The sequence below is a fragment of the Acinetobacter sp. Q85-2 genome, from assembly GCF_013420555.1.
Classification (GTDB): domain Bacteria; phylum Pseudomonadota; class Gammaproteobacteria; order Pseudomonadales; family Moraxellaceae; genus Acinetobacter; species Acinetobacter indicus.
Genome location: NZ_VOXW01000001.1, coordinates 59,080 through 84,102, shown reverse-complemented (window position 1 = coordinate 84,102; position 25,023 = coordinate 59,080). Strand labels below are relative to the sequence as shown.

The following is a 25,023-nucleotide window of genomic DNA, read 5'->3' as shown; positions in this document are numbered from 1 at the left end:
TTCTGGATTCAAACTTTTCCACATAAAAAAGAATTGCTTGCGCACATTTGTCTGATTTTTCATCAGCCCAAACATACAAAGCGGCAAATTTAGAATTTTGTAACTATCAAAAACGGTTCTTATTTCTGCGGTTTTTACGATTTTACTGCTGTGCTTTCTCTGTTTTGATCTATCACCAGATTCAGGCAGCAACCGCTCAATCTAGAGAGCGGTTGCCTGTTGTTCTGTTAGCCCTGGGTCTGGCCATATTCAGCCATCAGGCTCAGGAACTGATCTTCATTCATGACCGGAATACCAAGTTTCTCCGCCTTCTCCAGTTTGGAACCGGCTTTTTCACCCGCCACCAGACACTTGGTTTTACTGGAGACACTGCCACTTACCCGGGCGCCGAGCGCCTGTAGCATTTGAGTGGCTTCATCACGGCCCATTTTGCTTAAAGTACCGGTAATGACCCAGCTTTCACCATTTAACGGCTGACGGGTCGGCGCCAGCGGTGCATCCCAGTGAATACCGGCCGCCAGTAAACGGTCCAGCACTTCCAGGTTATGCGGTGCCTGGAAAAAGTCCAGAATCCATTCTGCGGTAATATCGCCGACATCCGGGGTTTTCTTGAGCGCCTCCAGATTGGCAACACGTAAGGCATCCAGCGTCTGGAAGGTATTGGCCAGCATCCGCGCGGTGGTTTCGCCGACACCTCGAATCCCCAAGGCATAAATAAAGGCACCCAGCGTGGTTTTTTTACTGCGTTCAATTGCATCGAGCAGGTTTTGTACCGACTTCTCGCCCATTTTTTCAATCTTGAGCAAGGCCTCACGATGTTCATGCAGATGGTAAATGTCCGAAACATCTTTGAGCAGATTCAGATGCAGTAATGATTCCACCCAACGATCACCCAGACCTTCAATATCCATGGCCTTACGCGAAACAAAGTGACGGATGGCCTCAATCCGCTGCGCTGCACAGTACAGGCCACCGGAACAGCGTGCCAACGCTTCGCCTTCCGGCATCACCACCGGCGAATCACACACCGGACAGCAGGCAGGTAGCTGTACGGTTTCAGCCTCCGCCGGACGAAATTCCGGCCAGACTTTTTCAACTTTCGGAATCACATCGCCGCTGCGATAGACACTGACCGTATCGCCAATCCGCACATCTAGACGATGGATTTCACCAATATTGTGCAAGGTGACATTAGACACTGTCACCCCACCCACTGCCACCGGATTCAGGCGCGCCACCGGGGTCAAAGTACCGGTACGGCCTACCTGCCAGTGAATATTTTCAACTGTAGTCAGCGCGGCGACTGCCGGGAATTTATAAGCAGTGGCCCAGCGCGGTTCGCGGCTTAAAAAGCCAAGCTGCTGCTGCTGTTTCAGGTCATTGACTTTAATTACCATGCCGTCAATTTCAACACTCAGCTGCGAGCGTTCCTGATTGATCTGCTCATAGACTTCTTGCACGGCCTGAATGCTGTCACAAACAAAATGACGCTCACCCACAGCAAAACCAAGCTGATGTAACCAGTCCAGGCTTTCGGACATGGTGTTCAGGCCATGATGCGGCACGCACTGGGCAATGCCATAGGCATAAAACGCCAGTGGACGTGAGGCCGCAATTTTCGGATCCAGCTGGCGCAAGCTGCCGGCCGCAGCATTACGCGGATTGGCAAAGGTCTTTTCGCCTTTGGCCAGATTAGCGGCATTGAGTTTTTCAAAACCCGATTTGGGCATCAGCACTTCACCGCGCACTTCCAGAAACTCCGGAATGCTGTACTCCGCTGAAGATAAGATTTTCGGCAGGTTGCGAATGGTTTTAACATTGTGAGTAATATCTTCACCGGTTTCGCCATCGCCGCGGGTCACGCCGCGCACCAGCACGCCATTGGCATACCACAAGGAAATCGCCAGCCCATCAAATTTCAGCTCGACATCATATTGAATGGTCTGGTTGGGTAAACGCTCTTCGGCGCGGCGGGCAAAGGCAAACAGTTCATCCTGGTTAAATACGTTACCTAATGACAGCATTGGTACCGCATGGGTGACGCTTTCAAATTTGCTTAAAGGTTGTCCACCGACTTTATTGGTTGGGGTATCGGCCTGAATCAGATCGGGATATTGTTGTTCTAAGGCTTTAAGTTGATGAAACAGCTGATCATACTCACTGTCTGCAATAACGGGCTGATCCAAGACATAATAGGCATGATTATGCTGGGCTAAAATCTGGATCAATTGGCGCATTTGCGCCACCACATCTGCATGTTGAGTCATATGTTCACCATAAAAAAGGGCGGTGATCCCGCCCTTAAAAAATTTTGTCGCTTGGCCGTATTATAGAAACCGGAGGCTGTGGTTTCAATTCAGTTATGCCAGCGAAGCCTGACCTGCGCGATAATCAATCGCCTGATGACGCCAGTGTTCGCGTAATTGCGGGGTTAGTTCCAGATGGTTCTGGTCATATACAGTGCCATCAATTTCACGGGCAATCAGACCGGAAATGCTGATCATGGTATCAAAGGCATTTTGCACATCGCTATGTGGCAGGGCCAGGAAAAAGGCCAGACCTTTAACCTGTTCATTCGACAGGGTTTCCAGATCAAAACCGTCGGCACCATTGTCAGTAATTTGCAGCACCGAGAACAGCAGTTTGGAACCATCTTCGTTATAACGGTGGAAGCAGGACATTTCACCAAAGCGCAGACCGTATTTAAGCAGCACTTTAAGGGTTTTCTCCCCCGATAAAATCCGGCGTTCCGGGAAAATATTCAGGGCAATAAATGATTCTGCAGTGGCCAGGGCGCTTTCATCATCTACCAGTTGCTGTTCATGCAGATGCGCATCCAGAATACTGCTTTCTTCTTCAAATTCACGAATATCGGCTTTTTCAATCTGGCTGTTGAGGCTAAATTCAGCCGGCACAGTTTCCGCTTTTTCGGTATCTACCACAGCTTGAGTCTGTTCAGTCGATGCTGATTCAGGCACAGATGCAGCAGCATGAGCTACAGCAGTCACGGCAGCGGTAGTAGATGCATCAGTCTGGGTGGTTTCGGTAGAAGCCTGTTCTGCCAGATTTTCTGCCTTTGCTTCTACCTCATTTTTGGCTGCAGGTTCAGCATCTACAGATGCTACGGCCTGCGCTTCAGTTTTCGCCTGCGCTGTTTCGTTCGGCTCAGTCAGCTGCGTTTCAGTCATGGCCTGTGGCTCAATTTTGCTGTTTGGCTCGACGGCAGCAAGATCGGCATCGCCTAACGTCGGTTCTACGCGCTGGGCCGGTTCAGTCTGCAACTGATGACGGACATGACGCGGAATGATCGGCTGCTGGCTATCGGCATTGACCTGCAGCTCGGAGTCCAGCGAAGGTGCTGCATCGGCCGGTTTTTTCAGGATCATTCTTAAACCGAAACCCATAATAATGAGCGCGATAATAATCCCAATGATTGTGGTGATTTCCATGTTATGCCTCCGCGACTAGACCGTATTCTGTAGCATCTTCTAGATTTACGCTGACTAATTTTGATGTTCCCGGTTCAGGCATAGTAACACCTAATAAATCGGTTGCCATCGTCATTGCCAGCTTGTTATGTGTGATATATATAAATTGCACCTGTTCGGACAGTTCCTGGACCAGGTTACAGAAACGTCCGACATTGGCATCATCCAGCGGTGCATCGACTTCATCCAGCACACAAAACGGTGCCGGATTTAAACGGAAAATGGCAAAGACCAGTGCCAGTGCGGTCAGTGCTTTTTCTCCACCCGACAACAGCGCCAGTGAGCTGTTGCGTTTACCCGGTGGTCTTGCCATTAGTTTTACACCCGATTGCCAGTCATCTTCAAGACTTAAACTGGCTTCACCACCATTAAACACTTTGGGAAACAGCGCCTGCAGTTCGGTATTAATCTGGTCAAAGGTGGTCATAAACAGCTTGCGCGTTTCCTGATCAATACTTTTCATGGCCGCCTGTAACTGGGCCACGGTTTTTTCCAGATCTTCAATCTGATGGCTCAGTTCGGCATAACGGGCTGAAACTTCTTCATATTCTTCTGAAGCCGCCAGATTCACCGCACCCAATTTATCAAACTGCGCCTGGGCTTTTTCCAGCTGCTGCTGATGGGCCGTTACATCAATGTTCAGCCCCGGAATCAGCTCGCTGTTTAAGGCTTTCAGCTGTTCGGAATAATGCTGCAAGTCAGATTTGGCCGCTTGCCAAGCCAGACGTTTTTCTTCCAGCTGGCTACGCAGTTTTTCATCCTGCTGCTGCTGTTGATGGCGCTGCTCGGTCAGCTGCTGCTGTTTGCTCTGAATCTGGTTCAGTTCCAGCTGCCATTCATTCCAGGTCTGTTGCAGTTTTTCCGTCTGCTGCTGCTGCTCGGCAAACTGGCTGGCTAGTGCCGGCAATTCCAGCTGCACCGGATCGACAAACTTTTTCGCCTGCTCCATTTGTGCTGCAATCTGCTGATGCTGGGTCTTTAAAAAACCACCATCTTTTTCCAGCAGTTCCAGCTGCTGTGTGGCCTGCACCGACTGGCGTCTTAACAGTTCCAGTTCCTGCTGCTGTTGCTGATATAGCTGCTGCGCCTGCTCCAGTTGTGCCGTTAATTCTTCCAGCTGGAATTGCAGGGTTTTATAGTTTGGCAGCGCCTGTTCCAACTTGAGACTCAGCGCATGCAGATCAATCTCCAGATCATCTTTTTGCATGGCATCTTCTTCCAGCTGCTCCTCCAGTTGCTGCAGCTGATGCTGTAATTGCTGCTTCTGCACGGCAAAGGCCTGCGCGGCGCTCTGGATTTTGGCAATCTGCAGATCCAGTGCCTGCAATGCCTGCTGCTGCTGTTTCAGCTGCGCCTGTTGTTCATGAAGCTGTTGCTGCAGCTGCTGGCACTGCTGTTGGCTGATGTTAAAGTCCTGTTCGGCCTGTTGCAACTCGGCCTGTTTCTGACTCAGTAGCCCATCAATTTCTTCCAGACGGATGCGATGGCTTAAAGCCCCCTGCGCCGATAGTGAGGCTTCATCAAACAGTAAACCAATGACCCAGTCCGGCCCGACCTGATAGCCATCTAGGGTTAGAATGCTCTGCCCAGCCTGTAACTTTGGCTGTAATTGCAGCGCCTGCGCTAAATCATCAGCCAGTGCCACCTGTTGCCATAAAGAAGAAGATGGCGATTCAATCCAGTCCGCCAGACAGCTTAAATTTGCCAGCTGAATCGGTGCGTGCTGGGCAGCAGGTTTTAACTGGCGTGCCAGACTGTCCTGAAAGTTGTCATCTGCATCAAGCATTTGCGCATTCAGCCATTTGGCCAGAAACTTCTCAATTAATGCCGCATGTGGTTTGGCAGCATCGTTCAGGGTTAGCACCTGCATTAAGGCGGTGTGCTGTAACTGCTGTTTGGGGCTGTTTTTAATCAGTAGCTGATTCAGGTTTTTCTGCTCGGCCTGGAGCACCTGAATTTCCGATTTCAGTTCAGTACTGCTATTTTTATGCTGATTCAGCAGGCTGTGTGCCTGTTGCAGCTGCTGCTGTTGCGCCTGAATCTGCTGCTCCAGTTCGGCCAGCTGCTGGCTTAACTGAGCTTTGTCCTGGTTCAGCTGTTCGATTTCATCTTGCTGGGCCTGACTTTGCAGCGAGCTGCTCTGCTGCTGCAAGGTGTCTTTTTGCTGTTCAATCCGGCTGATATTTTTTAGCAACTGTTCGCTCTGGGCCAGCATTTGCAGTTTTTGCTGCTGCTGTTTTTCCACCTGCGCCTTAATCTGCTCAAACTGCTGCTGCACCTGTTGCTGCTGGGCTTTGAGCTGCTGCACAGCCTGTGCCTGCTCTTGCGTGCTTTGCTCGGCCTGTTGCAGTTGCTCGGTATACTGTTCCTGCTGGCTGAGTACTGTTTCTAGCTGCAGATCAATCAGCTGCAGACGTTCTTTGGTCTGGGCTTTCTGTTCCTGTAATTGCGCCAGCGTACTGCTGTTTTGCTGGACCAGCGACTGTTTCTGCTCCAGAGTCATTTTCAGCTCAGCCAGTTTCTTTTCGGCCTGCTGCCATTCATTCTGTAATGGTGTCGACTGCTGAATCAGACGCTGGAACAGCTCACTGGTATTGCCCAAATCATGTTCCAGCGTGCTTAGCTCGGAACGGGTCAACTTGAACTGTTCGCCCAGTTCGGTCATCTGCACAGTGTATTCCTGCTGCAAACGACTGCTCTGCTCGCATTGGAACGATAAAATTTCAATTTTAATGCTGCGAATCTGGCTTTCTAAAGTCTTGTACTGCAGCGCAGTTTCCGACTGGCGTTTTAGGGTTTTGAGCTGGCCTTTCAGTTCGCTGGCAATATCTTCCAGCCGCGATAAATTCTGGCTGGTATGGTCCAGATGCAGCATAGTTTCACGGCGACGGGCCTGATAACGCGATACCCCGGCCGCTTCTTCAATAAATACCCGCATCTCTTCCGGTTTGGCATCGACCAGACGGTTAATCATGCCCTGTTCGATAATGGCATAGGAGCGCGGCCCCAGACCGGTGCCAAGGAAAATATCGGTAATATCACGGCGCCGGCATTTGGTGCCATTTAAAAAATATTCTGACTTGCCATCGCGGTTGACCTGACGACGCACCGCCAGTTCGGTATAGGCGTTATAAGCGCCACCCAGCTTGCCATAGGTATTGTCAAAGCGCAGTTCGACACTGGCCATGCCCACCGGTTTACGCTTGGCGGTCCCGGTAAAAATCACATCCTGCATGCTGCCGCCACGCAGCTGACGCGCGCTGGATTCACCCATGACCCAGCGAATGGCATCAATCACATTAGACTTGCCACAGCCATTGGGGCCGACCACGGCCGTCCGGTTGGCTTTAAAATGTAAGGTGGTACTATCGGCAAAAGATTTAAAGCCGGAAAGTTTTAAGCTGCTTAAACGCATAATGTCCCGATCAACGGCGTGAGCGGCGTGCCCAGGCCAGTTCAATTTGTTTCATACGGGTCAGAGATTCCAACACCAGATTGCGCAAGTGTCGACAAAAATCATCCATAAATAAAGAGGCTTGTTGTGATTTTCGGATTAAAATTGCATCAATTACCAGTTTAAATAGATCAAACGATTCCTGTAACTCCCGACGTGACGTATTCAGGGTTAAAAAATAGCTGCGCCGTAACGACGGCAGCAACTCTTGATAGAATTTCATCAGGTACAGATTGGCCACCATATCCTGCTGCTGGGCCAGGGTTTGGAAAATTAGGTCATAAAATTTTTCGGTATGACCCTGCCGGTATTCGGCCTCAATCTGCTCCATCAGCTTTTGCAGCTGTTCAATTTCATGATGACGCCAGGTTTCCGCAATGCGCTGTACAATCTGCCCCAGCAGCAGACTGCAGGTATCAAACAGGGCGCGCACCTGCTGGGCCGACATTTCCGATACAATCGCGCCGCGCCGCGGAAAAATTTCAATCAGATGGGTACGTTCCAACAGCAGCAGTGCCTCACGCACCGAACCGCGACTGACATCCAGCTCTTTGGCAATACGCAGTTCCTGAATACGCTCGCCCTCTACCAGCTCGCCACTAATAATCTGCTCGCCGATATGTTTTGCAATCTGTTCAGATAGACTGTCTGTTGCTTGTTGTTGCATACTGTTCCTGTGTTATTTTTATACCATGCGCGCAGTTGCAGCGGGTCTTTCTTGTTGTCTTTTTTACTGGCTTAGCGACCAAATTTCCATGACATTGTCCGACAATTTTCTGTCACTATAGCCAACTTTTAACCACACTCTCGGGCGCTTAAAAATAAGCGCTAAAGCCTTGGTAAATAAAATACAGACCGACGGTGGTCAACAAACCTGAAAAACATTTTTTTAGCATGGCCGGTGACAAAATATGTGCAACTTTTGCGCCAAGCTTGGCGGTCATAAAGCTCATCACGCTAATGCCAATAAAGGCATATAAATGTACATAGCCCCAGGTATTCGGCACGCCCACCTCAGACTGCTGGCCAAACCAGACAAAACCCAGAGCGCCGGCAATAGCAATCGGCAAGCCACAGGCTGCAGAAGTGGCAACTGCTTTTTGCATCACCACACCACAACGGTTCAGGAACGGTACGGTTAAGCTGCCGCCGCCAATCCCGAAAATGGCCGAGGCAATCCCAATTCCGCCACCGGCCAGTATTTGCGCACCGGTTGAAGGCAACTGACGTGAAGGATCAACCGGGGTATTTGAACCGCGGAACATGCGATAGGCCACCCACACCGCAAAGAAACCAATTACCAGCTGCAAGCCCTGCCCCGACATTAAATCGGCAATCCCGGCGCCAAAAAATGCACCCAGAATTAGGCCGGGTGCCAAATTGCGAAACACATTCCACATCACCGCACCTTTTTTATGGTGCGCCGTGACCGAACTGATGGAAGTTACGATAATGGTCGCCAGTGAAGTCCCGACCGCCATATGCATAATCACGCTAGGATCATAATTCAGCTGGGTAAATACAATGTACAAAATTGGCACAATAATTAAGCCACCGCCCACCCCGAACAGACCTGCAGCAAATCCGGCAATTGCGCCAATCAGTAAATATATGATTAACTCCATAAATTATATTCCACTATTCTCAGATTCATATGGATGTAGAGACTCGACAGTTACAACAACAGCTCAGCGAAGCCGGACAGCTTCCTGAAGTCCTCATTTTAAAACCTGTGACTACATCAACCAATGATGATGTACGCGAGATTGCTCAAAAAGGAATACAGAGCGTTCTGGTCTGTAGCGCCCGACAAACACAAGGCAGAGGACAACGCCAACGGCAATGGGTGTCCCCAGAAGGAAACGTCTATTTAAGCACATTGCTAAATTTACGAACACCCGTAGATGGCCGTTTAGCCCTGGAAATTGCCTTAAATATTTTGCAGATGCCCAGCCTGCGCAAGCTGAACCTGCAGGTAAAATGGCCGAATGATTTATATAGCCCGCAAGGCAAATGGGGCGGTATTCTGATTGAGCCCCTGTCGACCCAGCAGGTCATTGTCGGGGTGGGGATTAATCTGGCGCCAATTCCGGCCGAGCAGATTGATCAGCATGCCACCTCTCTGGCCGAATTGGGTCTAAATGATATTTCCCGGATTCAGCTGATTGCCGAGTTGTATCTGGCCATTCAGCAGGCGCAAGAATGGTTTAACCATAACAGCTATCAACTGGCTTCACGTTTTAATCATCATGCCGCTTTTCAGCAACAGCCGGTAGAATTTGAACATCATGGCGGAGTGGCCCAGGGGCTGTTTTTAGGCATTCAGGATGATGGTGCGATTCAGATTGAAACCGCCTCTGGCGTTGAAGTGTTTTATCAGGGCCGTTTACGCCCGCAAATGCCGGGACAGTGAGCGCAGCACATGAAAAATTTATGGTTAGATATTGGCAATACCCGGCTCAAATACTGGATTACCGAACATCAGCAGATTGTAGAACATGCCGCTGAACTGCATCTGCAATCTCCGGCCGATTTACTGCTGGGCCTGATCCAGCATTTTAAAAGCCTGAACCTGACCCATGTCGGGGTATCTTCGGTACAGGACCAGAAAAATAATGAACGGATTCAGCAGATTTTAAAATTCCTGAATATTCCGGTGATTTTTGCACGGGTACAGGCCGAATATGCCGGCCTGAGCTGCGGCTATGATATTCAGCAGCTGGGGATTGACCGCTGGCTGCAGGTACTGGCCGTAGCTGAAGCCGATAAAGATTTATGTGTGATTAGCTGCGGCACCGCGCTGACCATTGACCTGACTCAAGGCCATCAGCATCTGGGAGGTTATATTCTGCCCAACCTATATTTGCAGCGTGATTCGTTAATTCAGCACACCAAAGGCATCCGGATTCCGGAAGCAGCCTTTGATGACTTAAGCCCCGGCACCAATACCCTGGATGCCGTGCATCATGGCATTTTACTGGGGCTGCTCAGCAGTATTGAATATGTCATGCAGCAATCCCCGCGGCAACTGGTGCTGACTGGGGGGGATGCGCCGCTGTTTGCCAAATTCCTGCAGCATTACCAGCCCTTAGTCGAACAGGACTTATTGCTGAAAGGTTTGCAGCGCTATATCCAGCATTATTCCACAGCCAATGAGTCCACACCGCTTATTCCACAATAATATGAGGCAGTATCGCCTGCCAGACTTCCACCAGTTCGGTACAGCCTTGAGAGTCAATAAAATGGCCTTGATGCTGTGCCTCAATGGCTTTGGCATCCAAACTGCGCGCCTGCTCCAGACTAAATTTTGGCAGCACCCGGTCATCGCCAGCTGAGTAAATCACCACCCGATGCGCAATCTGGCGTTTTAGCAAGTCAAAATCAATTTTACAGGCATCAATAAAAGGATTGACCTCGTCCAGCCGGCCCAAACGGCCATTAAAGCCGGCCACCAGCACCACCTGTTTAATTTTCTGGGTTTTCAGTTTCTTGGTCAGAAAGTGCAAAGTGGCAATACAGCCCAGACTATGGGCAATGAAAATGGTATTTTCGTCAATCTCATCGATCTGCTCATCCATTTGCCGCTTCCACACTTCCAGAGTTGGCGTTGGCGATGGATCGAGTCTTAACACTTTCAGACTGGCTTTTTGCTGGTCGGCATATTCCTGAATCCAGGGAAACCAGTTTTCATCCGGACTGGCGGTATAACCATGTACCACATAAATTTGTGCCATTGTTGTGCTCGCTGTTCGTTCCTGATGCACATCAGTGTGCCCGAAACAGCGCGGCTTTCGGGTAAGCGTCTGTTGGGTTTTCTTAAAGATCACCGCAGCACGTTCGCTTGAATGACTTAAAAATGGAGAGCAACAAAAAGGCGCACCCGGCGCCTTGTTGTTTTGAATCCCTTATTTTTTCGGTTCTTTACCACCGAACAGCGGACCCATACCGCCACCACCGCCAAACTGCTTTTGCAGATTGCCCAATGATTTCATCATTTTTGCCATACCTGATGGATTGGCAAATTTCTTCATCATTTTGGCCATTTGCGCATGCTGTTTAATCAGTTTATTGACTTCAGACACATCCATACCACAACCGGCCGCAATACGTTTTTTACGGCTTGGGTTCATCAGGTCCGGATTACGGCGTTCTTTGACGGTCATCGACTGGATGATGGCTTCCATCTTTTTCACCTGCTTCTCTGGGTTCGCCTGTGCAATCGCATCCTGAATACCAGAGTTACTCATGCCCGGCAGCTTGTCCAGGAAGCCCATCATACCGCCCATTTTATTCATTTGCTCAAACTGCATCAGCATGTCTTCAAAGTTGAAGCTGCCGCCTTTTTGCAGTTTTTTCGCCATTTTTTCGGCTTTTTCTTTGTCGATTTTGCGTTCAACTTCTTCGACCAGAGAAAGCACATCACCCATGCCCAGAATACGCTGTGCCACACGTTCCGGATGGAATGGCTCGAGGGCATCGAGTTTTTCACCCATCCCCAGGAATTTGATTGGCTTGCCAGTAATGGCACGCACCGACAGCGCCGCACCACCACGCGCATCACCATCCGTTTTGGTGAGAATGACACCGGTTAATGGCAAGGCATCATTAAAGGCTTTGGCAGTATTGGCCGCATCCTGACCGGTCATGGCATCAACCACGAACAGGGTTTCAGTCGGGTTAATCGCTGCATGCAGCGCTTTAATTTCGTCCATCATGTCATCATCGACATGCAGACGACCGGCAGTATCGACAATTAACACATCAGCAAACTGGATTTTTGCCTGCTCAATGGCACGATTGGCAATATCAATCGGGCGTTCATTGGCATTCGATTCCAGGAAAATCGCACCGACATCCCCGGCCACTGTTTGCAGCTGTTTAATTGCCGCTGGACGATAGACGTCGGCAGACACCATTGCCACTTTTTTCTTTTGACGTTCCTGTAAGAAACGCGCCAGCTTGGCTGCCGTGGTAGTTTTACCCGCACCCTGCAAACCGGCCAGAAGCACCACCACTGGTGGTTTTGCCGCAAGGTCAAGGCTCTCGTTGGCCTCGCCCATCATTTTGGTTAATTCGTCATAAACGATTTTAACGAATGCCTGGCCCGGTGATAACTGTGTCATCACTTCCTGACCTAATGCCTCTTCCTTAACTTTCGCGATGAATTCACGAGTTACAGGTAACGCCACATCGGCTTCAAGAAGTGCCATACGTACTTCACGTAACGTATCTTTAATATTGTCTTCGGTTAGCTGCCCTGAGCCAGTAACATTTCTTAAACTCTGCGTGAGTCGTTCTGTTAAGGTATCAAACATTGCAAAATCCGCTTAAAATAGCCATCAGCAAAAAAATGTTTCTTAAAATAGAAAATTTATGCATAAGATGCTATAGGATACTGTAGTTCGCATCGAATTTATATAAATGAATATTCATCATCCTGAAAAAGGTTTGACATGAGCAGTCTCCCCTTGGTTTACACGATTCTGGCATTAATCGCTTATACCACTTCGTTCTGGTATTTATTTATGCATTTAATGTCCAAGCGTGCTCCAAACCATTGGTTTATTGGTATTGTGCTGGGCTTGGGTTTATGTTTGCACGCCGCTGTGCTGTATAACGACATGCTGCTGCCGATGGGCATTAACTATAACGTGTTTAACCTGATGTCCTTTACCTCAGGCTTAATGCTGTTATTAAGTGTGCTGTTTAGTACTTACCGGCCGGTGATTGCGCTAAACCTGATTGGGATTCCAGTGGCCGCAACCGGCCTGATTCTAGGGCATTCCTTTAGCGGTTTAAACCTGTTTGTCGAAAACAATTCTTTAGGTCTGGATATTCATATCCTACTGTCGTTATCGGCCTATGCGGTCTTGCTGATGGCCACCATTCATGCGGTCTTGCTCTGGTTTCAGAACCGGGAGCTGAAAAACAAACAGAAACGCCGGATTTGGGTGAATTTGCTGCCACCGTTTCAAGCCATGGAAGAGCTGCTGTTTGATATGCTGATTGCCGGCTTTATCCTGCTGACGCTGGCATTGGGTTTTGGTTTCCTAACCATTGATAACTTCTTTGCCCAGCACTTAGCGCATAAGACTGCCTTTAGTATTATTTCCTGGTTTATCTATGGCGCGCTGCTGTTGGGCCGTTATAAATTTGGCTGGCGTGGCCAGAAAGCCATTCGCTTTACCATTATTGGCTTCTTCTTGCTGGCGCTTGGCTTTATTGGTTCCAAGTTTGTGTTACAGATGATTTTGGGCAAGTAAGATTCTTTTGTTCAGTTTGCCTCATTAAAAGCGTGGAACAGTGGTTAAATAATAAGCGTGGAACATGATAAATTATTTAAAAAGCCCAAGTATCCGTACCTGAGCTTTTTACCATACGATAAAACTATGATTTATATGGAATAAAAAATAGTATTTCGTATAAGGTGTATTATGTTAATTTTAGAAAGACTTACCTAATTACTGTAACCCTGCAAGCACTAGTTTTGCTTGTGCATTCCCATTATCTGCTGCTTTTTTAAACCACTTTAGAGCTTGTGTACGATTTTTTGGTAAACCATTTCGACCATATAGATAATTATTACCAATATTAAATTGGGCCATTGCATCACCATTATCTGCTGCTTTTAGATACCATTCGTTTGCCAAGATTGTATTTTTGCTTGTGCCTTTACCCGTTTCATACATTACTGCTAGGTTATATTGCGCATCTACATGCCCCTGTGCTGCAGACTTGCTATACCATTCAAACGCCTTAACATCACTTTGGGCGACACCTCGACCTTTGTCATACATTATTCCAAGACCATATTGCGCTGCCGCCATTCCCCTTTTTGCTTCAGACTTACTGAGCCATTCAAACGCCTTAACATCACTCTGGGCGACACCTCGACCATCGTAATACATCACGGCTAAGTCATATTGTGCTAGCGCATTCCCTTGTGCTGCAGACTTACTAAACCATTCAAATGCCTTAACATCACTTTGGGCGACACCTCGACCACTGTCATACAGTATTGCCAGATAATATTGCGCCATTACATGCCCCTGTGCTGCAGACTTACTAAACCATTCAAACGCCTTAACATCACTCTGGGCGACACCTCGACCATCGTAATACATCATTGCAAGACTATATTGCGCATTAACATTCCCCTGTACTGCAGATTTGTTGAACCATTCACATGCCTTAACATCACTCTGGGTAACACCTAGACCATGGTAATACATCGCTGCTAGGTTATTTTGTGCCTTAGCATTCCCCTGTACTGCAGATTTGCTGAACCATTCAAACGCCTTAACATCACTTTGGGCGACACCATCACCATTTAAATACATTCCTGCTAAACTGAATTGCGCATTAGCATTCCCTTGGGCCGCAGATTTGCTGAAGAATTCAAATGCCTTCTCATAACTCTGAGCGACACCTTGGCCCTTGTCATACATCTCTCCAAGGTTATATTGCACATCTGCATTCCCTTGGGCAGCAGCATCTAATAAATCATTAAAGTGAGAAGACTGAGCAAAAGAGACACTCGATACAATGCTGAAGAAAAATGGTAAAAACAGACTTTTTTTAAAGTTCATAATTTAAGTTTGATTAGAATAAAACTCATTCTAATCAATATTTCTTTAAGTTAATCAAATTTATTCATCCAATAATTATAGGGTTGAAAAGGATATTTAATGATAGGTTTATACAACAAAGCCAATCTTATATAGAACTATCTTCAAGGTTGATCTAAGAGTTTTTATATTGTTTAAAAAATATTTATCTTATATGCTCAAAATTTGAAGTTATACATACACTAAATATATGGAAGTTTTAATTGTTTTAACTGTTTTAATTATTACTGTAATTCTAATCAGTCTTCACGGGTGGGACGTAAGTAAAAAAATATATAAAAACTACTATGAAAGTTGGGAAACAGTATTCATGATCTGCTTATTGATCGTATATTTAATGCTACTTTTGTTTTGTTTGGCTTATATTGCCGATATCTTAGTCAAGTATTATTACTTCATAAAAATTAAAAATAATCCTCCTTGGCCGTTAGGTTAAGGCTCGATTCATGGGCCTTTTGATCATCTGCTTAACATAAAAACTCTTATTCGCAATTTTAAAAACTTGAATTTTCCACCAATTTACCACCCATTTAACATAATGGCGATTATACGAAGTACACTTGTATATTAATATAATTATCAAACACTTAATAAAACCAGAAAAATCTAAAAATGCCCAAAAAGCCGACTTTGAAACAAGTCGGCTTTTTTATGATCGATTTTGATAGTTTTTGCCAAGAAAATTGGCTAAAAAATGATCAATTTAGCAATCAGTGCCCATTTCATACGGATCCAGGTTCCAAAACTATCCCCAATTGCTGGGGATAAAATTTAGGCTATTTTGTACGCTTTGGCGCACATCAATCTCGGCCCTTTGCTACTACCTGGAACAGTGGAATTTTCCTATGATCAAGTCATCAGGAACAGGATGTTCCATAACATAAAACAAAAATTATAAGTTATTGCACATGGACCAGAGGGTACAACAGCACAATCAGCAACGATGAAAAACCCCGGCAGGATGCCGGGGTTTTTTATTATCTAAACTTCTTAAATTAAAGTTGGATGAGCATCTAAAATACGAATTAAAGTCGCTGCAGGACCAGTCGGATAGCGACGGCCTTGTTCCCAGTTTTGCAGGGTTCTCGCGCTGATATGCAAACGTGCAGCAAATTCAGCCTGGGTTAAGCCTGTTTTCTCACGTACTTCTTTAATATCCGGTAATTCAAGCTCTGTGACTCGACTTGCCTTTATCTCATTACGCTTGATGGCACCAGCTTCTTTGATTGAAGCAACCAAGTCATCAAATAAGTTGTTATCCATGAAATTGCTCCTTTACTAATTGACGTAGAATCGAGGTTTCTTTGTCTGTCAGATTATCTTTCACAGACTTTGGATAAGCCACCAGGAAAAAGATCTGATCATCTTCTGTAACCCAATAATAGATCACACGGATACCGCCACTTTTGCCTTTATTGCCCTGAGCACAACGTACTTTACGAATTCCACCACCATTCTTGATTAAGTCGCCCTTATCAGGCTGCACCAAGAGATCTTGCTGGAGCTGACGATACTCTTCATCACTCACAAGCTCTTTGATTTGCTTAGTAAAAATACTGGTTTCAATGAATAACATAGGTTTAAGTACGTCAATGGCGTATAAGAATTTTAGCAGTTTTAGAATAAAAAAACGAGAGCTGTGAACTCTCGTTTCGCATAAGCAAAGGCTTACAAATATAAATATTAGGTATAAAAAACCCGCATGATAGCGAGTAGGTCCTGATATTTCATTCAGACTATAGATTTTATAAAAACTATATTTCTAGATGATTTTAAATATTTTTCCACTTAAGGTACTTTGAAAAAGCATTTCAAAACTAGGTCGAATATCTTCACCATCAACGGTGATATGTTTTATATTCAAATGAGATTGTGTGTTGGCAAACTCATGATCCACTGTGGCTTGAATAGCGTGTTTAACGCCAAACTGGTCTTTTACGCTGAGAGTCTGTTTAAACATATATATTTCCTTAAAAAAAATTGCAGTGGAAATCCCACATAAATTATTGATTTTTAAAAATTTATCGCTAAGAAACTTTATGATTTAATTTAAATAGCTGATTTAGAGAAGTGTAAAATGTACGGCCATCCAAATTTAAATCAACTTCGATTCCAGATTCCAGTAGAACTCTTTTACCTACTTCGATTTGTTTTAAACCTTGACGTGTATTTTGCATTTTATGTAGAGGAATTAATGAAACAATAATTTCAGTACCATTTTTAGATTTTGCAATTAAATCATTTACTTTTAACAACTTATATCCTATTTTTTTAGAGATTTTTTCAATTTTGAAAACATTTTAAAGCATAAAAAAAGCACTTATGAGTGCTTTTTATTACTGCTTATTATTACTTAGATAGCAACAATATTTACAGCATTCGGTCCTTTTTGACCTTGAGCTACACTGAATTCAACTTGCTGGCCTTCAAATAAGGTCTTGAAACCTGAACTCGCGATTTCGCTGAAATGAGCAAAAACGTCTGGACCTGATTCTTGTTGAATGAAACCAAAACCTTTAGTTTCGTTAAACCACTTAACAGTACCTTTAACAACATTTGAGTTTGACATAATATATCCTACTAATTTTTAATAATTTTTTAGTCATTTTATTGACTGATTAATAACTTTGAAAATAATAAAGAATGAGACTTAAAATCTAAAAAACGAAGGATTATGACTAAAACTGCGATACTTAAGGAAGATTTACCGAAACAAGACTTTTTTCTAGTTAAGTTAAATATACAGTAAAAATAAAAATAATCAAGTTTTTTTGATATAAATATTAATTTTTCTTATAAAATCTATATTTTTTCTTTAAAAATTAATTAAATTCAATAACTTATTTATTATATTATTTAATATTTTCTTTAACATAAAACCTCTTATACGCAATATAAAGGCTAAGCTTTATCTCACTCCACAATACTTCAAAGACCTTTTCCTAGACATCTTAGTAAAAAAAACGTATAACACCGTTTTTCAAATTAACAGGTGAACGCGTTGAAACTTGTGCTTGCACCCATGGAAGGCTTAACCGATCCGATCATGCGTGATGTCCTCACGTCTGTCGGCAGCTTCGACTGGTGTGTGACTGAGTTTATTCGGGTCACCGACTCAATCCTGCCCGATCATATCTATCACAGCTATTGCCCGGAATTATTGAACGGCGGTAAAACTGCGGCTGGCACTCCGGTACATGTGCAGTTTCTGGGCAACAACCCGGACATGCTGGCTGCCAATGCGGTCAAAGTTGCAGCCATGGGCGCACCAGCCATTGACCTGAACTTTGGCTGTCCGGCCAAAACCGTAAACCGTCATCGTGGCGGTTCGGTCCTGCTAGATGAACCGGAAGTGGTACATGAGCTGGTCAAAGCTGTGCGCGATGCCGTGCCGGCACATATTCCGGTTTCTGCCAAAATGCGCTTAGGCTATATGGATCGCAACTTCATGCTGGACAATGCCCATGCCATTGAAGATGCAGGCGCCTCCTGGGTCACGGTCCATGCGCGCACCAAAGCCGATGGTTATACCCCGCCGGCCTTTTGGGATCAGCTGGCCCCGATTCGTGAAGCCCTAAAGATTAATGTGATTGCCAATGGGGAAATCTGGACCAATGCCGATGCCAAACAATGCCAGTTAGAATCGGGCTGTGAAGATTTAATGATTGGTCGTGGTGCCGTCACCACCCCTGACCTCACCCAATGTATCCGCCAGAACTCTGATGCACCCTTACTGAGCTGGCAAGATCTGCTTGATTTGCAAATCCGCTTTATTCACGGTCCGGCCAAAACCGAAATTGGTATGCTGGGGCGTTATAAACAATGGCTGGGCATGATGTCGAAACATTATCCAGAAGCCAAAGCGCTATGGGATGAGGTTAAACGCATCAAAAAGCTGGATGAAATTATTGCCACCCTGCAAGCCTCGCAACACACAGCACTCTAAACCAAACATTGTCGCGGCTGTTTACAGGGCTTGTCTAACAACTGTTTGATCACTTTTGTGTAATCATCTTGCAAGCCGCAGTTTAAAAACTCCGGCTGATGACATTGCCCTGAAAATTCAGACAATCTTCTACCCGAGTCCGCTGAACCGGCGCCAGTTGCGCCAGATCAAACCAGCGATATTCGGCATGTTCATCGCTTAGCTGAATCTGTGCATCTTCCGGTACATGACAGCGAAAAATAAAAGCATGGGATTGCACCGCTGCATGAAAATACACACCCGACAAATACCCCACCTGCACCTGACAGCCAATTTCTTCCTGACATTCCCGAATTAAGGCCTCGTGGATGGTTTCCCCCATATCCAGCGCGCCACCCGGTAAGCCCCAGGCCTGATCGGCATAGGTAGCTTTAAGTAACAGCACCTGCTGCTGGGCATTACAAATTACCGCATGCGAACTTAAGCGATAAAAATCATGAAAGGCCAACGAACTGCTCTCCCCTAGTTTTAAACGATAACCTAACGGCCAGATGCAAACAGCCGTATGTGGACAAGGATGCAATCATTAGGAATCTGTCACCACGGCCTGACTTAAATCGGCCTGGCCCAAACGCTGGATTTCCTCCAGCTTCTGTTTGCGTAATCGCTCACTGCTTAAGGTCTCCTGTAAATCCAGCGCCAGTGCTTTCAGCAAATCCAGATCTTCTTCAGACATCTGCCGCACCTGCTTGTCCAGAATACATAAGCTGCCTATGGCCAAGCCCTGTTTACTTTGAATGGGTACCCCGGCATAAAAACGGATTTTCTGTCTGGCCAGATGAGGATACTGCCGGAAGCGTGGATCACGCTGAATATCTTCAATAACCAGCGCTTCATTCTGATAAACCAGATGGGTACAAATCGACTCCTCACGGCGCTGCGCTGCGTAGATCGGCGACTCCACCGCTTCTGCCAGCGGACTGGCCGGAGTATGCACCTGCCCGGCATCGACCAGCGAAATCTGGGCATATTTCACATCAAAGGCCTGCCGTGCTTCTTCAATATACTGGCTGTAAATTGGCAGCAATTCCGACTGCAATAAATCCAGTTCATGCAAAGCTTGTAAACGTTCAGCCTCATTGTCATGCATCAGTGCCGCCGCCGGGTTTTCCCCTTGTGCCATCAGCAGCATATCCATATTCAGCATCAGTTCATTCACACTATTCACCACAGCTTCAGGCTGAAACAGACGCTCAATCTCATCACGCAAATGCGTCGAGTGATTGCCCAGCAAGGCAAACACCAGTTTGATCTGCGGTTTTAGCGTGCGTATCCGGTGGTTCAACAGGCGGATTTGCGCCATCGGTTGCTGGTGGAAAATAGCGATACAGATGATGTCGGTCGATTCCGGCACGGCACTCAACACATCCGAGCGCGATTGAATCAAGGCATCGGCATGGCTACAGGCGGCAATCTTTTTCAGGTTCAGACCATGGGCCAGCATGGCAGAGGCCAGCACATCCACCTCCCAACGTGCCCCCAGACACATGACTTTGGGGTTGTTCAGTTCGGTCTGTAGCGGATATTGCTGCTGAAATTCATGATTAAACCGTTTTAAACCCTGATGCATGCGCAAACTGTGTTCGGCGCTGGCCTCGGTATTATGGACCTGCGAAAACAGGCAAATCGCAGGAATCGCCACTTCATCATAGAAATTATTGATTTTCCGGACCAGCGCTTCTTCATTCGTTTTTTTCGGCAGCTCCTGCTGGATATATGCATTAGCCACATCCAGCGCATCATGTACTTCATCGGCCACCAAACGCTGATAAAAACGTTCGGGCGGTGACAGCACCGGGGCACTGCCAATTAACACTTTGACAAAGCCCAACGCCGGAATATAGTGCGACAGCACCAGCAAACAGGCCGTTAACGGTGTTGATAAAATCAGACCAATTGGTCCCCAGATTAAGGTCCAGAAGGTGGCAGCCAGAATAATCGACAAGGTAGTCAGGCCGGTACTTTCGCCATATAACCACGGCTCAATGATGTTATTACTGATCAGCTCCAGCAGCAGAATCAGGCCCAGCGTCCAGAGGAACATATTCCAGCCTGGATCCACCGCAAAAGCCAGCGTTAACGGGAACGCCGCAGAAATGATCGGGCCGACATAAGGCACAAAGCGCAGCACCACCGCCAGCATGCCCCACATGATGGCCGCAGGCACGCCAATAAACCACAGTCCGGCTGCCATCGGAATGCCATAGGTGACATTGACCAGCAATTGCATGCGCAAATAGGTACCAATGCGCTGGCCGGCTTCATCTAGCACATCGGTACCAATATTCAAATTACCGCCAAGCAGACGCAACAAGCGGTCATGCAGATCTTTACGGCTAATTAAAATCAGCACCACAAATAAAAATACGATACCAATGGTGGCAATCGGGCTTAAAATCTTGCTGCCCCACTCCATGGCGGCATCGGAAGGACTTTGCTCCAGTCCGACCACCTTGACATTCTGCACACCCTTTTCCTGCTCGACCTGATTGATGCCTTCAAACGAGCTTTCCACCGTATCGAAAGTGGTTTTGGCCCCATCCCAGGCACTAGGGCCAGAGGTTAGCGATTTCACCGTATTCAGTTTTTGCTGAATGGTGTCCTGATATTGCGGTAATTCTTGACTTAAATCTTTGAGCTGAAAACCCAGATAACTGCCCAGTCCAGCCAGCACACTAATGGTGAAAATCATAACAATGGCAATCGACGGCAGCTGTGGCAGTCCCCATTTTTTTAACCGTGACACCAGCGGTTCCAGCAAAAATGCCAGCAAAATAGCCAGTGCCAGCGGAATCAGCACATCCTGACCAAAATACAGCGCCGCAATAATCACCGCGCTAATCACAAAACCGGCCATCACCCGGACAATATTCTGGGTTTCAATATCCCGCTTGACCCAACTGGCGGCAGATTTTTCCGGCTTCCAGTGATGGGGACGCGGCGGCTTCGCTTCGGGCTGGAGCAGACCCGGTTTATTGTTCTGTTTTCGCATGGCTGGGCACATCCTGTTGCTCTTTATTTATTATTTACGAGCTTCGGCTCTTTATTTCAAATAGATTCCTGTAAAAAAACGCCTAATTTCAGCAAGAAACAGCACAGAAGATGAAGATGGGAAAGTATTGAAAGCAGCAAAATGCCACATACACAACTGTGCCATTGCAAGGGAAAAATATTAAGGATGAATGATGGCTTTGCTGTAAATATCCGGGTCCATTTCCAGAATTTCGACACACAGTTGCAACGTCAATTCATTCTGTGGCGGTAGATAATCCTGCAACACCTCCAGCACGGTCCGGGAAATTTCCTGCTTTAGGGCGGTACTACGGCCTTTTAAAATCGAGATTTTGGCATGCACATAGGCCTGTGCGCTTTCATCCAGTCCAATCACATAGTCCTGCTGGCAGATGGCGCGGCTTTTAATATCAGAGGCATTACCAAACAGGCCATTCTCGACCAGCGTCCGGTTGATGCGACTGAGCAAGGGCTTCATTTCAAGCGCCTGCAGCTGATCTGAATATTCAAGATGGATATGTGGCATCAGCCTTCTCCCGACATGGTGCAGATGTGATCTTAAAAATTCAGGGTTTTACCCTGCTTCAAAGCAAGATAAAACCCAAGAGAAACAGTGCGATTATGCTTTTTTCACATATTCCGATTTCAGTTTAATTGCGCCAATACCATCCACTTTACAGTCAATATCATGACCATCTGATGCTTCTGGCAATAGGCGGATATTTTTCACTTTGGTACCCACTTTCACCACAGAAGATGAACCTTTAATTTTCAGGTCTTTAATCACCGTCACGGTATCGCCATCGGCCAGTACATTACCATTGGCATCTTTAATGATGGCGCCGGCCTCGGCTTCTGCCTGCTCCCCTTCTTTCCATTCATGTGCGCATTCAGGACAAATCAGCAAGTCACCATCTTGATAGGTATATTCGGACTGGCATTTTGGGCAATTCGGTAAAGACATAAAAACCTCGAAACGAGCAAAATAAAAAATATAAAGGTCTACTATAACATTTATATTTTTCATCACGTTAAAATCCCTAACCGGTTTAGGGATTAATAACAATATTTGTGTTATTTGCCCGGGTGTTCCAGCAGCTGTTTAAACACCTGCAGATGATTATGCTGTTCGTTTTCTGCTGCGGTTAACAGGGTAATTGGTCCCTTCTGCGCCAGTTGCCGGATTTCCTCCACCGCGTCCAAATGCTGCTGCAACTCTTGCCGATAACGCTGCTGAAACTCGGGCCAGTGCCGCTCAGTATCTTCATGGAACCATTTACGCAGTTCGGTCGAGGGGGTTAAATCCTTCGGCCACAGGTCAATCTGGGCATCGGCTTTTTTGATCCCGCGCGGCCAGATCCGGTCCAGCAGAATCCGGGTACCGTCCTGCTTGCTTACAGCCTGATAAATACGTTTGGTAGCAATGGGCATGGTTTTACTCATCCGGAATGTCAGGGGTCACCAGCAGGCTGAGTAAATCCAGACATTCCTGCCAGCCCAAATAACAGCCATCGACGGGAATGGCATCGGGCAGATTGTCCTGCTGAATCCAGACTTCGGTTCCGACCGATACCGCCTTAAACTCAATCGTGACCTGAATCAGTCCGGGTAAATCTGGGCTATCAAACTCATCCTGATAACGCAGTCGCTGCTCGGGAATCACTTCCAGATACTGCCCGTGAAAACCGTGGCATTTGCCCGTGCTCAAATTACAAAAGGCAATTTTATATTGACCGTTGACCACGGGTTCAAACTGTTCAATCTGCACGGTAAAGCCATGTGGTGCCATCCATTTGACCAGGGCATGCGGATCGACAAAGGCCCGATATACCCGCGATAACGGCGCCTGAAATATACGGTGTAACTGTACGCTGTGTTGCATGACATCACCTGTTTACAGCGAATAATTTTCAGTCTACGCCTTCTGCCTTGGGCCTGTGTATGACTTTGGTTGAAGCGAGCGTAAAGCAAAAAAGCATGCGCTCCGGCATGCTTTTTTGTACTAGAAAATGGGGTTAAACTGGATAGTTTTCTTCTTCGTCTTCATCATCATAGACATAGGCCATGCAGCCCCAGCCATCATATTCACCCTGGAACTGGTTGGCGATTTTGGTGAACCATTCTTCTAAATCAACAATATCGGCATAGGCCGGTTCCATATAAACATAAATGGTAATAATCCATTCGGTCACACCAGAATCATCATCCTGAAATAAAGAGATTTTTTGTTCTTCATTTAACAGAAATAAGGCACAACGTTCAGCCTGTTCCTGGTCGGTAAAGGCAATTGAATATTCAATTTCATGTGCCTCGTCCAGATCATCACCATCTTCATGCATTTGCCAAAGTACGTTGCCGTTGTCGTCATCTGGAAATTGTTCATAATCGCGTGACATCGTTTTGTCCTTGTTCTGTGTTGTTGTTCTAATGGTCAGCTTACCCTAATTTTGTTGCAGTTCCGAGATAGAGCGCTTAATTTTTTTCTGTTCTATCATCCTGATCTCTATCCGGATCGGCAATCCCCTGTTTTGGGGAGAGCACTCCAAATCGGATCAACTGCTTAAAACGGTACCTGTCCACGAATTTCAACCGCGGTACCGCTTAAAGGCTGAGTAAAAGCCAGATAACTGGCATGCAAGGCCATGCGTTTTAGGGGACTGCGTGCAGGTTCTGGATGATACAGCTTATCGCCGGTAATTGGATGGCCGATATACTGCATATGCACGCGCAGCTGGTGTGAACGTCCGGTAATTGGGGTCAGCAATACCCGGCTGATGTCCATCTCGGCATTATAGTCCAGTCCCTGATATAAAGTTTGTGCCGGCTTGCCCAGTTCAAAATGCACCATCTGACGCGGCCGGTTTTCCCAGTCGGTAATTAATGGCACCTCAACTTTGCCATCTCCGTCGAGTTTGCCCTGTACCAGGGCAATATAGTGCTTGGTCACGGTGCGCGCCTGAAACATTTTACTCACCGCTACTTCTGCATCACGATGTTTGGCAAACATCAGAATACCCGAGGTGGCCATATCTAAACGATGGGTAATTTTGGCCTGTGGATAGCGCGCCAATACGCGTAAATAGGCACTGTCCTGATGCTCCGGCAACCGCCCCGGCACCGACAGCAAACCTGCTGGCTTTTCAATCACCACCAGATCATCATCTTCATAGAGCAGGACTAGTGGCTCTTGCGGCGGGCAATATACAAAGTTGTCGTTTAAAGGCATGGCGGTACGGCTTGGGAGTCAAAAGGGGGCAAAATATCAAGCGGCCAATCTGCTGTCAATCTATTGAGAAGATAGATATTTAATCTGGAAGCTACTGGAGAGAAATAGTTTTTATTCTCTGGTTTTTCGAGTTTGATTTTTATAGTTTGTTGTTCTGGTCATGCACGGAATTTTTAGGGTGTCAGGGAAAACTTGCTGTTTACTTCAACTATCATCACGTTGTACGTCAT

General features: G+C 46.5%; 25 protein-coding genes. 4 read left to right on the top strand and 21 right to left on the bottom strand.

Going from position 1 to position 25,023, the window contains the following annotated elements:
- Positions 1-227 precede the first annotated feature (227 nt).
- The 5 genes from ligA to FTT68_RS00405 all read right to left on the bottom strand — a co-directional run bounded on the left by ligA (position 228) and on the right by FTT68_RS00405 (position 8,567).
- Positions 228-2,267, bottom strand: coding sequence for an NAD-dependent DNA ligase LigA (gene ligA, locus FTT68_RS00425; RefSeq protein WP_104495122.1), 2,040 nt, complete (start codon positions 2,265-2,267; stop codon positions 228-230).
- A 93-nt stretch (positions 2,268-2,360) separates the two neighbouring features.
- Complete coding sequence (locus FTT68_RS00420; protein WP_160241558.1) at positions 2,361-3,449, bottom strand: cell division protein ZipA C-terminal FtsZ-binding domain-containing protein; 1,089 nt, start codon at positions 3,447-3,449, stop codon at positions 2,361-2,363.
- A gap of 1 nt (position 3,450) precedes the next feature.
- Positions 3,451-6,903 (bottom strand): chromosome segregation protein SMC, encoded by a 3,453-nt coding sequence (gene smc, locus FTT68_RS00415; RefSeq protein WP_180057518.1) that lies wholly within the window; start codon positions 6,901-6,903, stop codon positions 3,451-3,453.
- Positions 6,904-6,913: 10 nt separating this feature from the next.
- A complete protein-coding gene (locus tag FTT68_RS00410; RefSeq protein ID WP_180083607.1) occupies positions 6,914-7,609 on the bottom strand; it encodes a GntR family transcriptional regulator in 696 nt (231 codons plus the stop codon).
- A gap of 148 nt (positions 7,610-7,757) precedes the next feature.
- Positions 7,758-8,567 (bottom strand): sulfite exporter TauE/SafE family protein, encoded by an 810-nt coding sequence (locus FTT68_RS00405; RefSeq protein WP_180083604.1) that lies wholly within the window; start codon positions 8,565-8,567, stop codon positions 7,758-7,760.
- Positions 8,568-8,596: 29 nt separating this feature from the next.
- Between FTT68_RS00405 and FTT68_RS00400 the strand changes: the two genes are divergently transcribed.
- The gene (locus tag FTT68_RS00400; protein ID WP_016659856.1) at positions 8,597-9,355 is read left to right on the top strand and encodes a biotin--[acetyl-CoA-carboxylase] ligase; all 759 of its coding nucleotides are present in this window, start codon (positions 8,597-8,599) and stop codon (positions 9,353-9,355) included.
- A gap of 9 nt (positions 9,356-9,364) precedes the next feature.
- Positions 9,365-10,123, top strand: a complete 759-nt coding sequence (locus FTT68_RS00395; protein ID WP_016659855.1) for a type III pantothenate kinase — start codon at positions 9,365-9,367, stop codon at positions 10,121-10,123.
- Here the strand turns inward: FTT68_RS00395 and FTT68_RS00390 are convergent.
- Together FTT68_RS00390 and ffh are read right to left on the bottom strand one after the other, a co-directional pair.
- Entirely contained in the window at positions 10,110-10,676 is a 567-nt protein-coding gene (locus FTT68_RS00390) for an alpha/beta hydrolase (protein ID WP_005175903.1), read from the bottom strand. The genes FTT68_RS00395 and FTT68_RS00390 overlap by 14 nt on opposite strands.
- Positions 10,677-10,847: 171 nt before the next feature.
- Entirely contained in the window at positions 10,848-12,257 is a 1,410-nt protein-coding gene (gene ffh / locus FTT68_RS00385) for a signal recognition particle protein (RefSeq protein ID WP_005175901.1), read from the bottom strand.
- A gap of 138 nt (positions 12,258-12,395) precedes the next feature.
- On the opposite strand from ffh, the gene FTT68_RS00380 reads away from it, so the two are divergent.
- Positions 12,396-13,205, top strand: coding sequence for an inner membrane protein YpjD (locus FTT68_RS00380; protein WP_016659852.1), 810 nt, complete (start codon positions 12,396-12,398; stop codon positions 13,203-13,205).
- A 198-nt stretch (positions 13,206-13,403) separates the two neighbouring features.
- On the opposite strand, the gene FTT68_RS00375 is transcribed toward FTT68_RS00380, so the two are convergent.
- The 6 genes from FTT68_RS00375 to FTT68_RS00350 all read right to left on the bottom strand — a co-directional run bounded on the left by FTT68_RS00375 (position 13,404) and on the right by FTT68_RS00350 (position 17,139).
- Positions 13,404-14,531: a tetratricopeptide repeat protein gene (locus tag FTT68_RS00375; RefSeq protein ID WP_168397279.1), complete on the bottom strand. Its 1,128-nt coding sequence runs from the start codon at positions 14,529-14,531 to the stop codon at positions 13,404-13,406.
- Positions 14,532-15,560: 1,029 nt separating this feature from the next.
- Complete coding sequence (gene nadS, locus FTT68_RS00370; RefSeq protein ID WP_004641921.1) at positions 15,561-15,833, bottom strand: NadS family protein; 273 nt, start codon at positions 15,831-15,833, stop codon at positions 15,561-15,563.
- Positions 15,826-16,146: a type II toxin-antitoxin system RelE/ParE family toxin gene (locus tag FTT68_RS00365; protein WP_000897309.1), complete on the bottom strand. Its 321-nt coding sequence runs from the start codon at positions 16,144-16,146 to the stop codon at positions 15,826-15,828. The genes nadS and FTT68_RS00365 overlap by 8 nt, the downstream gene beginning before the upstream one ends.
- A gap of 186 nt (positions 16,147-16,332) precedes the next feature.
- Entirely contained in the window at positions 16,333-16,530 is a 198-nt protein-coding gene (locus tag FTT68_RS00360; protein ID WP_000476222.1) for a hypothetical protein, read from the bottom strand.
- 67 nt (positions 16,531-16,597) lie between these two features.
- Positions 16,598-16,825, bottom strand: coding sequence for a hypothetical protein (locus FTT68_RS00355; RefSeq protein WP_168397278.1), 228 nt, complete (start codon positions 16,823-16,825; stop codon positions 16,598-16,600).
- 98 nt (positions 16,826-16,923) lie between these two features.
- A complete protein-coding gene (locus FTT68_RS00350) occupies positions 16,924-17,139 on the bottom strand; it encodes a cold-shock protein (protein WP_000071892.1) in 216 nt (71 codons plus the stop codon).
- A gap of 432 nt (positions 17,140-17,571) precedes the next feature.
- Here FTT68_RS00350 and FTT68_RS00345 point away from each other — a divergent pair, with 432 nt between their 5' ends.
- Positions 17,572-18,516 carry a tRNA-dihydrouridine synthase gene (locus tag FTT68_RS00345; RefSeq protein ID WP_180083601.1) on the top strand — a complete coding sequence of 315 codons (945 nt, stop codon included), beginning with the start codon at positions 17,572-17,574 and terminating at the stop codon, positions 18,514-18,516.
- Between the two features lie 82 nt (positions 18,517-18,598).
- On the opposite strand, the gene FTT68_RS00340 is transcribed toward FTT68_RS00345, so the two are convergent.
- From FTT68_RS00340 to FTT68_RS00305, 8 genes are all read right to left on the bottom strand, one after another.
- Positions 18,599-19,003 carry an NUDIX hydrolase gene (locus FTT68_RS00340; RefSeq protein WP_005175886.1) on the bottom strand — a complete coding sequence of 135 codons (405 nt, stop codon included), beginning with the start codon at positions 19,001-19,003 and terminating at the stop codon, positions 18,599-18,601.
- A gap of 78 nt (positions 19,004-19,081) precedes the next feature.
- On the bottom strand, positions 19,082-21,547 hold the full coding sequence (locus tag FTT68_RS00335; RefSeq protein WP_180083597.1) for an AI-2E family transporter: 2,466 nt from the start codon (positions 21,545-21,547) through the stop codon (positions 19,082-19,084).
- Between the two features lie 180 nt (positions 21,548-21,727).
- Positions 21,728-22,093, bottom strand: a complete 366-nt coding sequence (locus FTT68_RS00330) for a 5-carboxymethyl-2-hydroxymuconate Delta-isomerase (RefSeq protein ID WP_016659848.1) — start codon at positions 22,091-22,093, stop codon at positions 21,728-21,730.
- A gap of 93 nt (positions 22,094-22,186) precedes the next feature.
- The gene (locus FTT68_RS00325; protein ID WP_016659847.1) at positions 22,187-22,531 is read right to left on the bottom strand and encodes a zinc ribbon domain-containing protein YjdM; all 345 of its coding nucleotides are present in this window, start codon (positions 22,529-22,531) and stop codon (positions 22,187-22,189) included.
- 110 nt (positions 22,532-22,641) lie between these two features.
- Positions 22,642-22,998 (bottom strand): DUF488 domain-containing protein, encoded by a 357-nt coding sequence (locus tag FTT68_RS00320; RefSeq protein WP_005175875.1) that lies wholly within the window; start codon positions 22,996-22,998, stop codon positions 22,642-22,644.
- A 4-nt stretch (positions 22,999-23,002) separates the two neighbouring features.
- Positions 23,003-23,449, bottom strand: a complete 447-nt coding sequence (locus FTT68_RS00315) for an SRPBCC family protein (protein ID WP_045796392.1) — start codon at positions 23,447-23,449, stop codon at positions 23,003-23,005.
- A 133-nt stretch (positions 23,450-23,582) separates the two neighbouring features.
- Positions 23,583-23,963, bottom strand: a complete 381-nt coding sequence (locus FTT68_RS00310) for a ribonuclease E inhibitor RraB (RefSeq protein WP_016659844.1) — start codon at positions 23,961-23,963, stop codon at positions 23,583-23,585.
- Between the two features lie 164 nt (positions 23,964-24,127).
- Entirely contained in the window at positions 24,128-24,793 is a 666-nt protein-coding gene (locus tag FTT68_RS00305) for a pseudouridine synthase (protein ID WP_168391100.1), read from the bottom strand.
- Between the last annotated feature and the right edge of the window lie 230 nt (positions 24,794-25,023).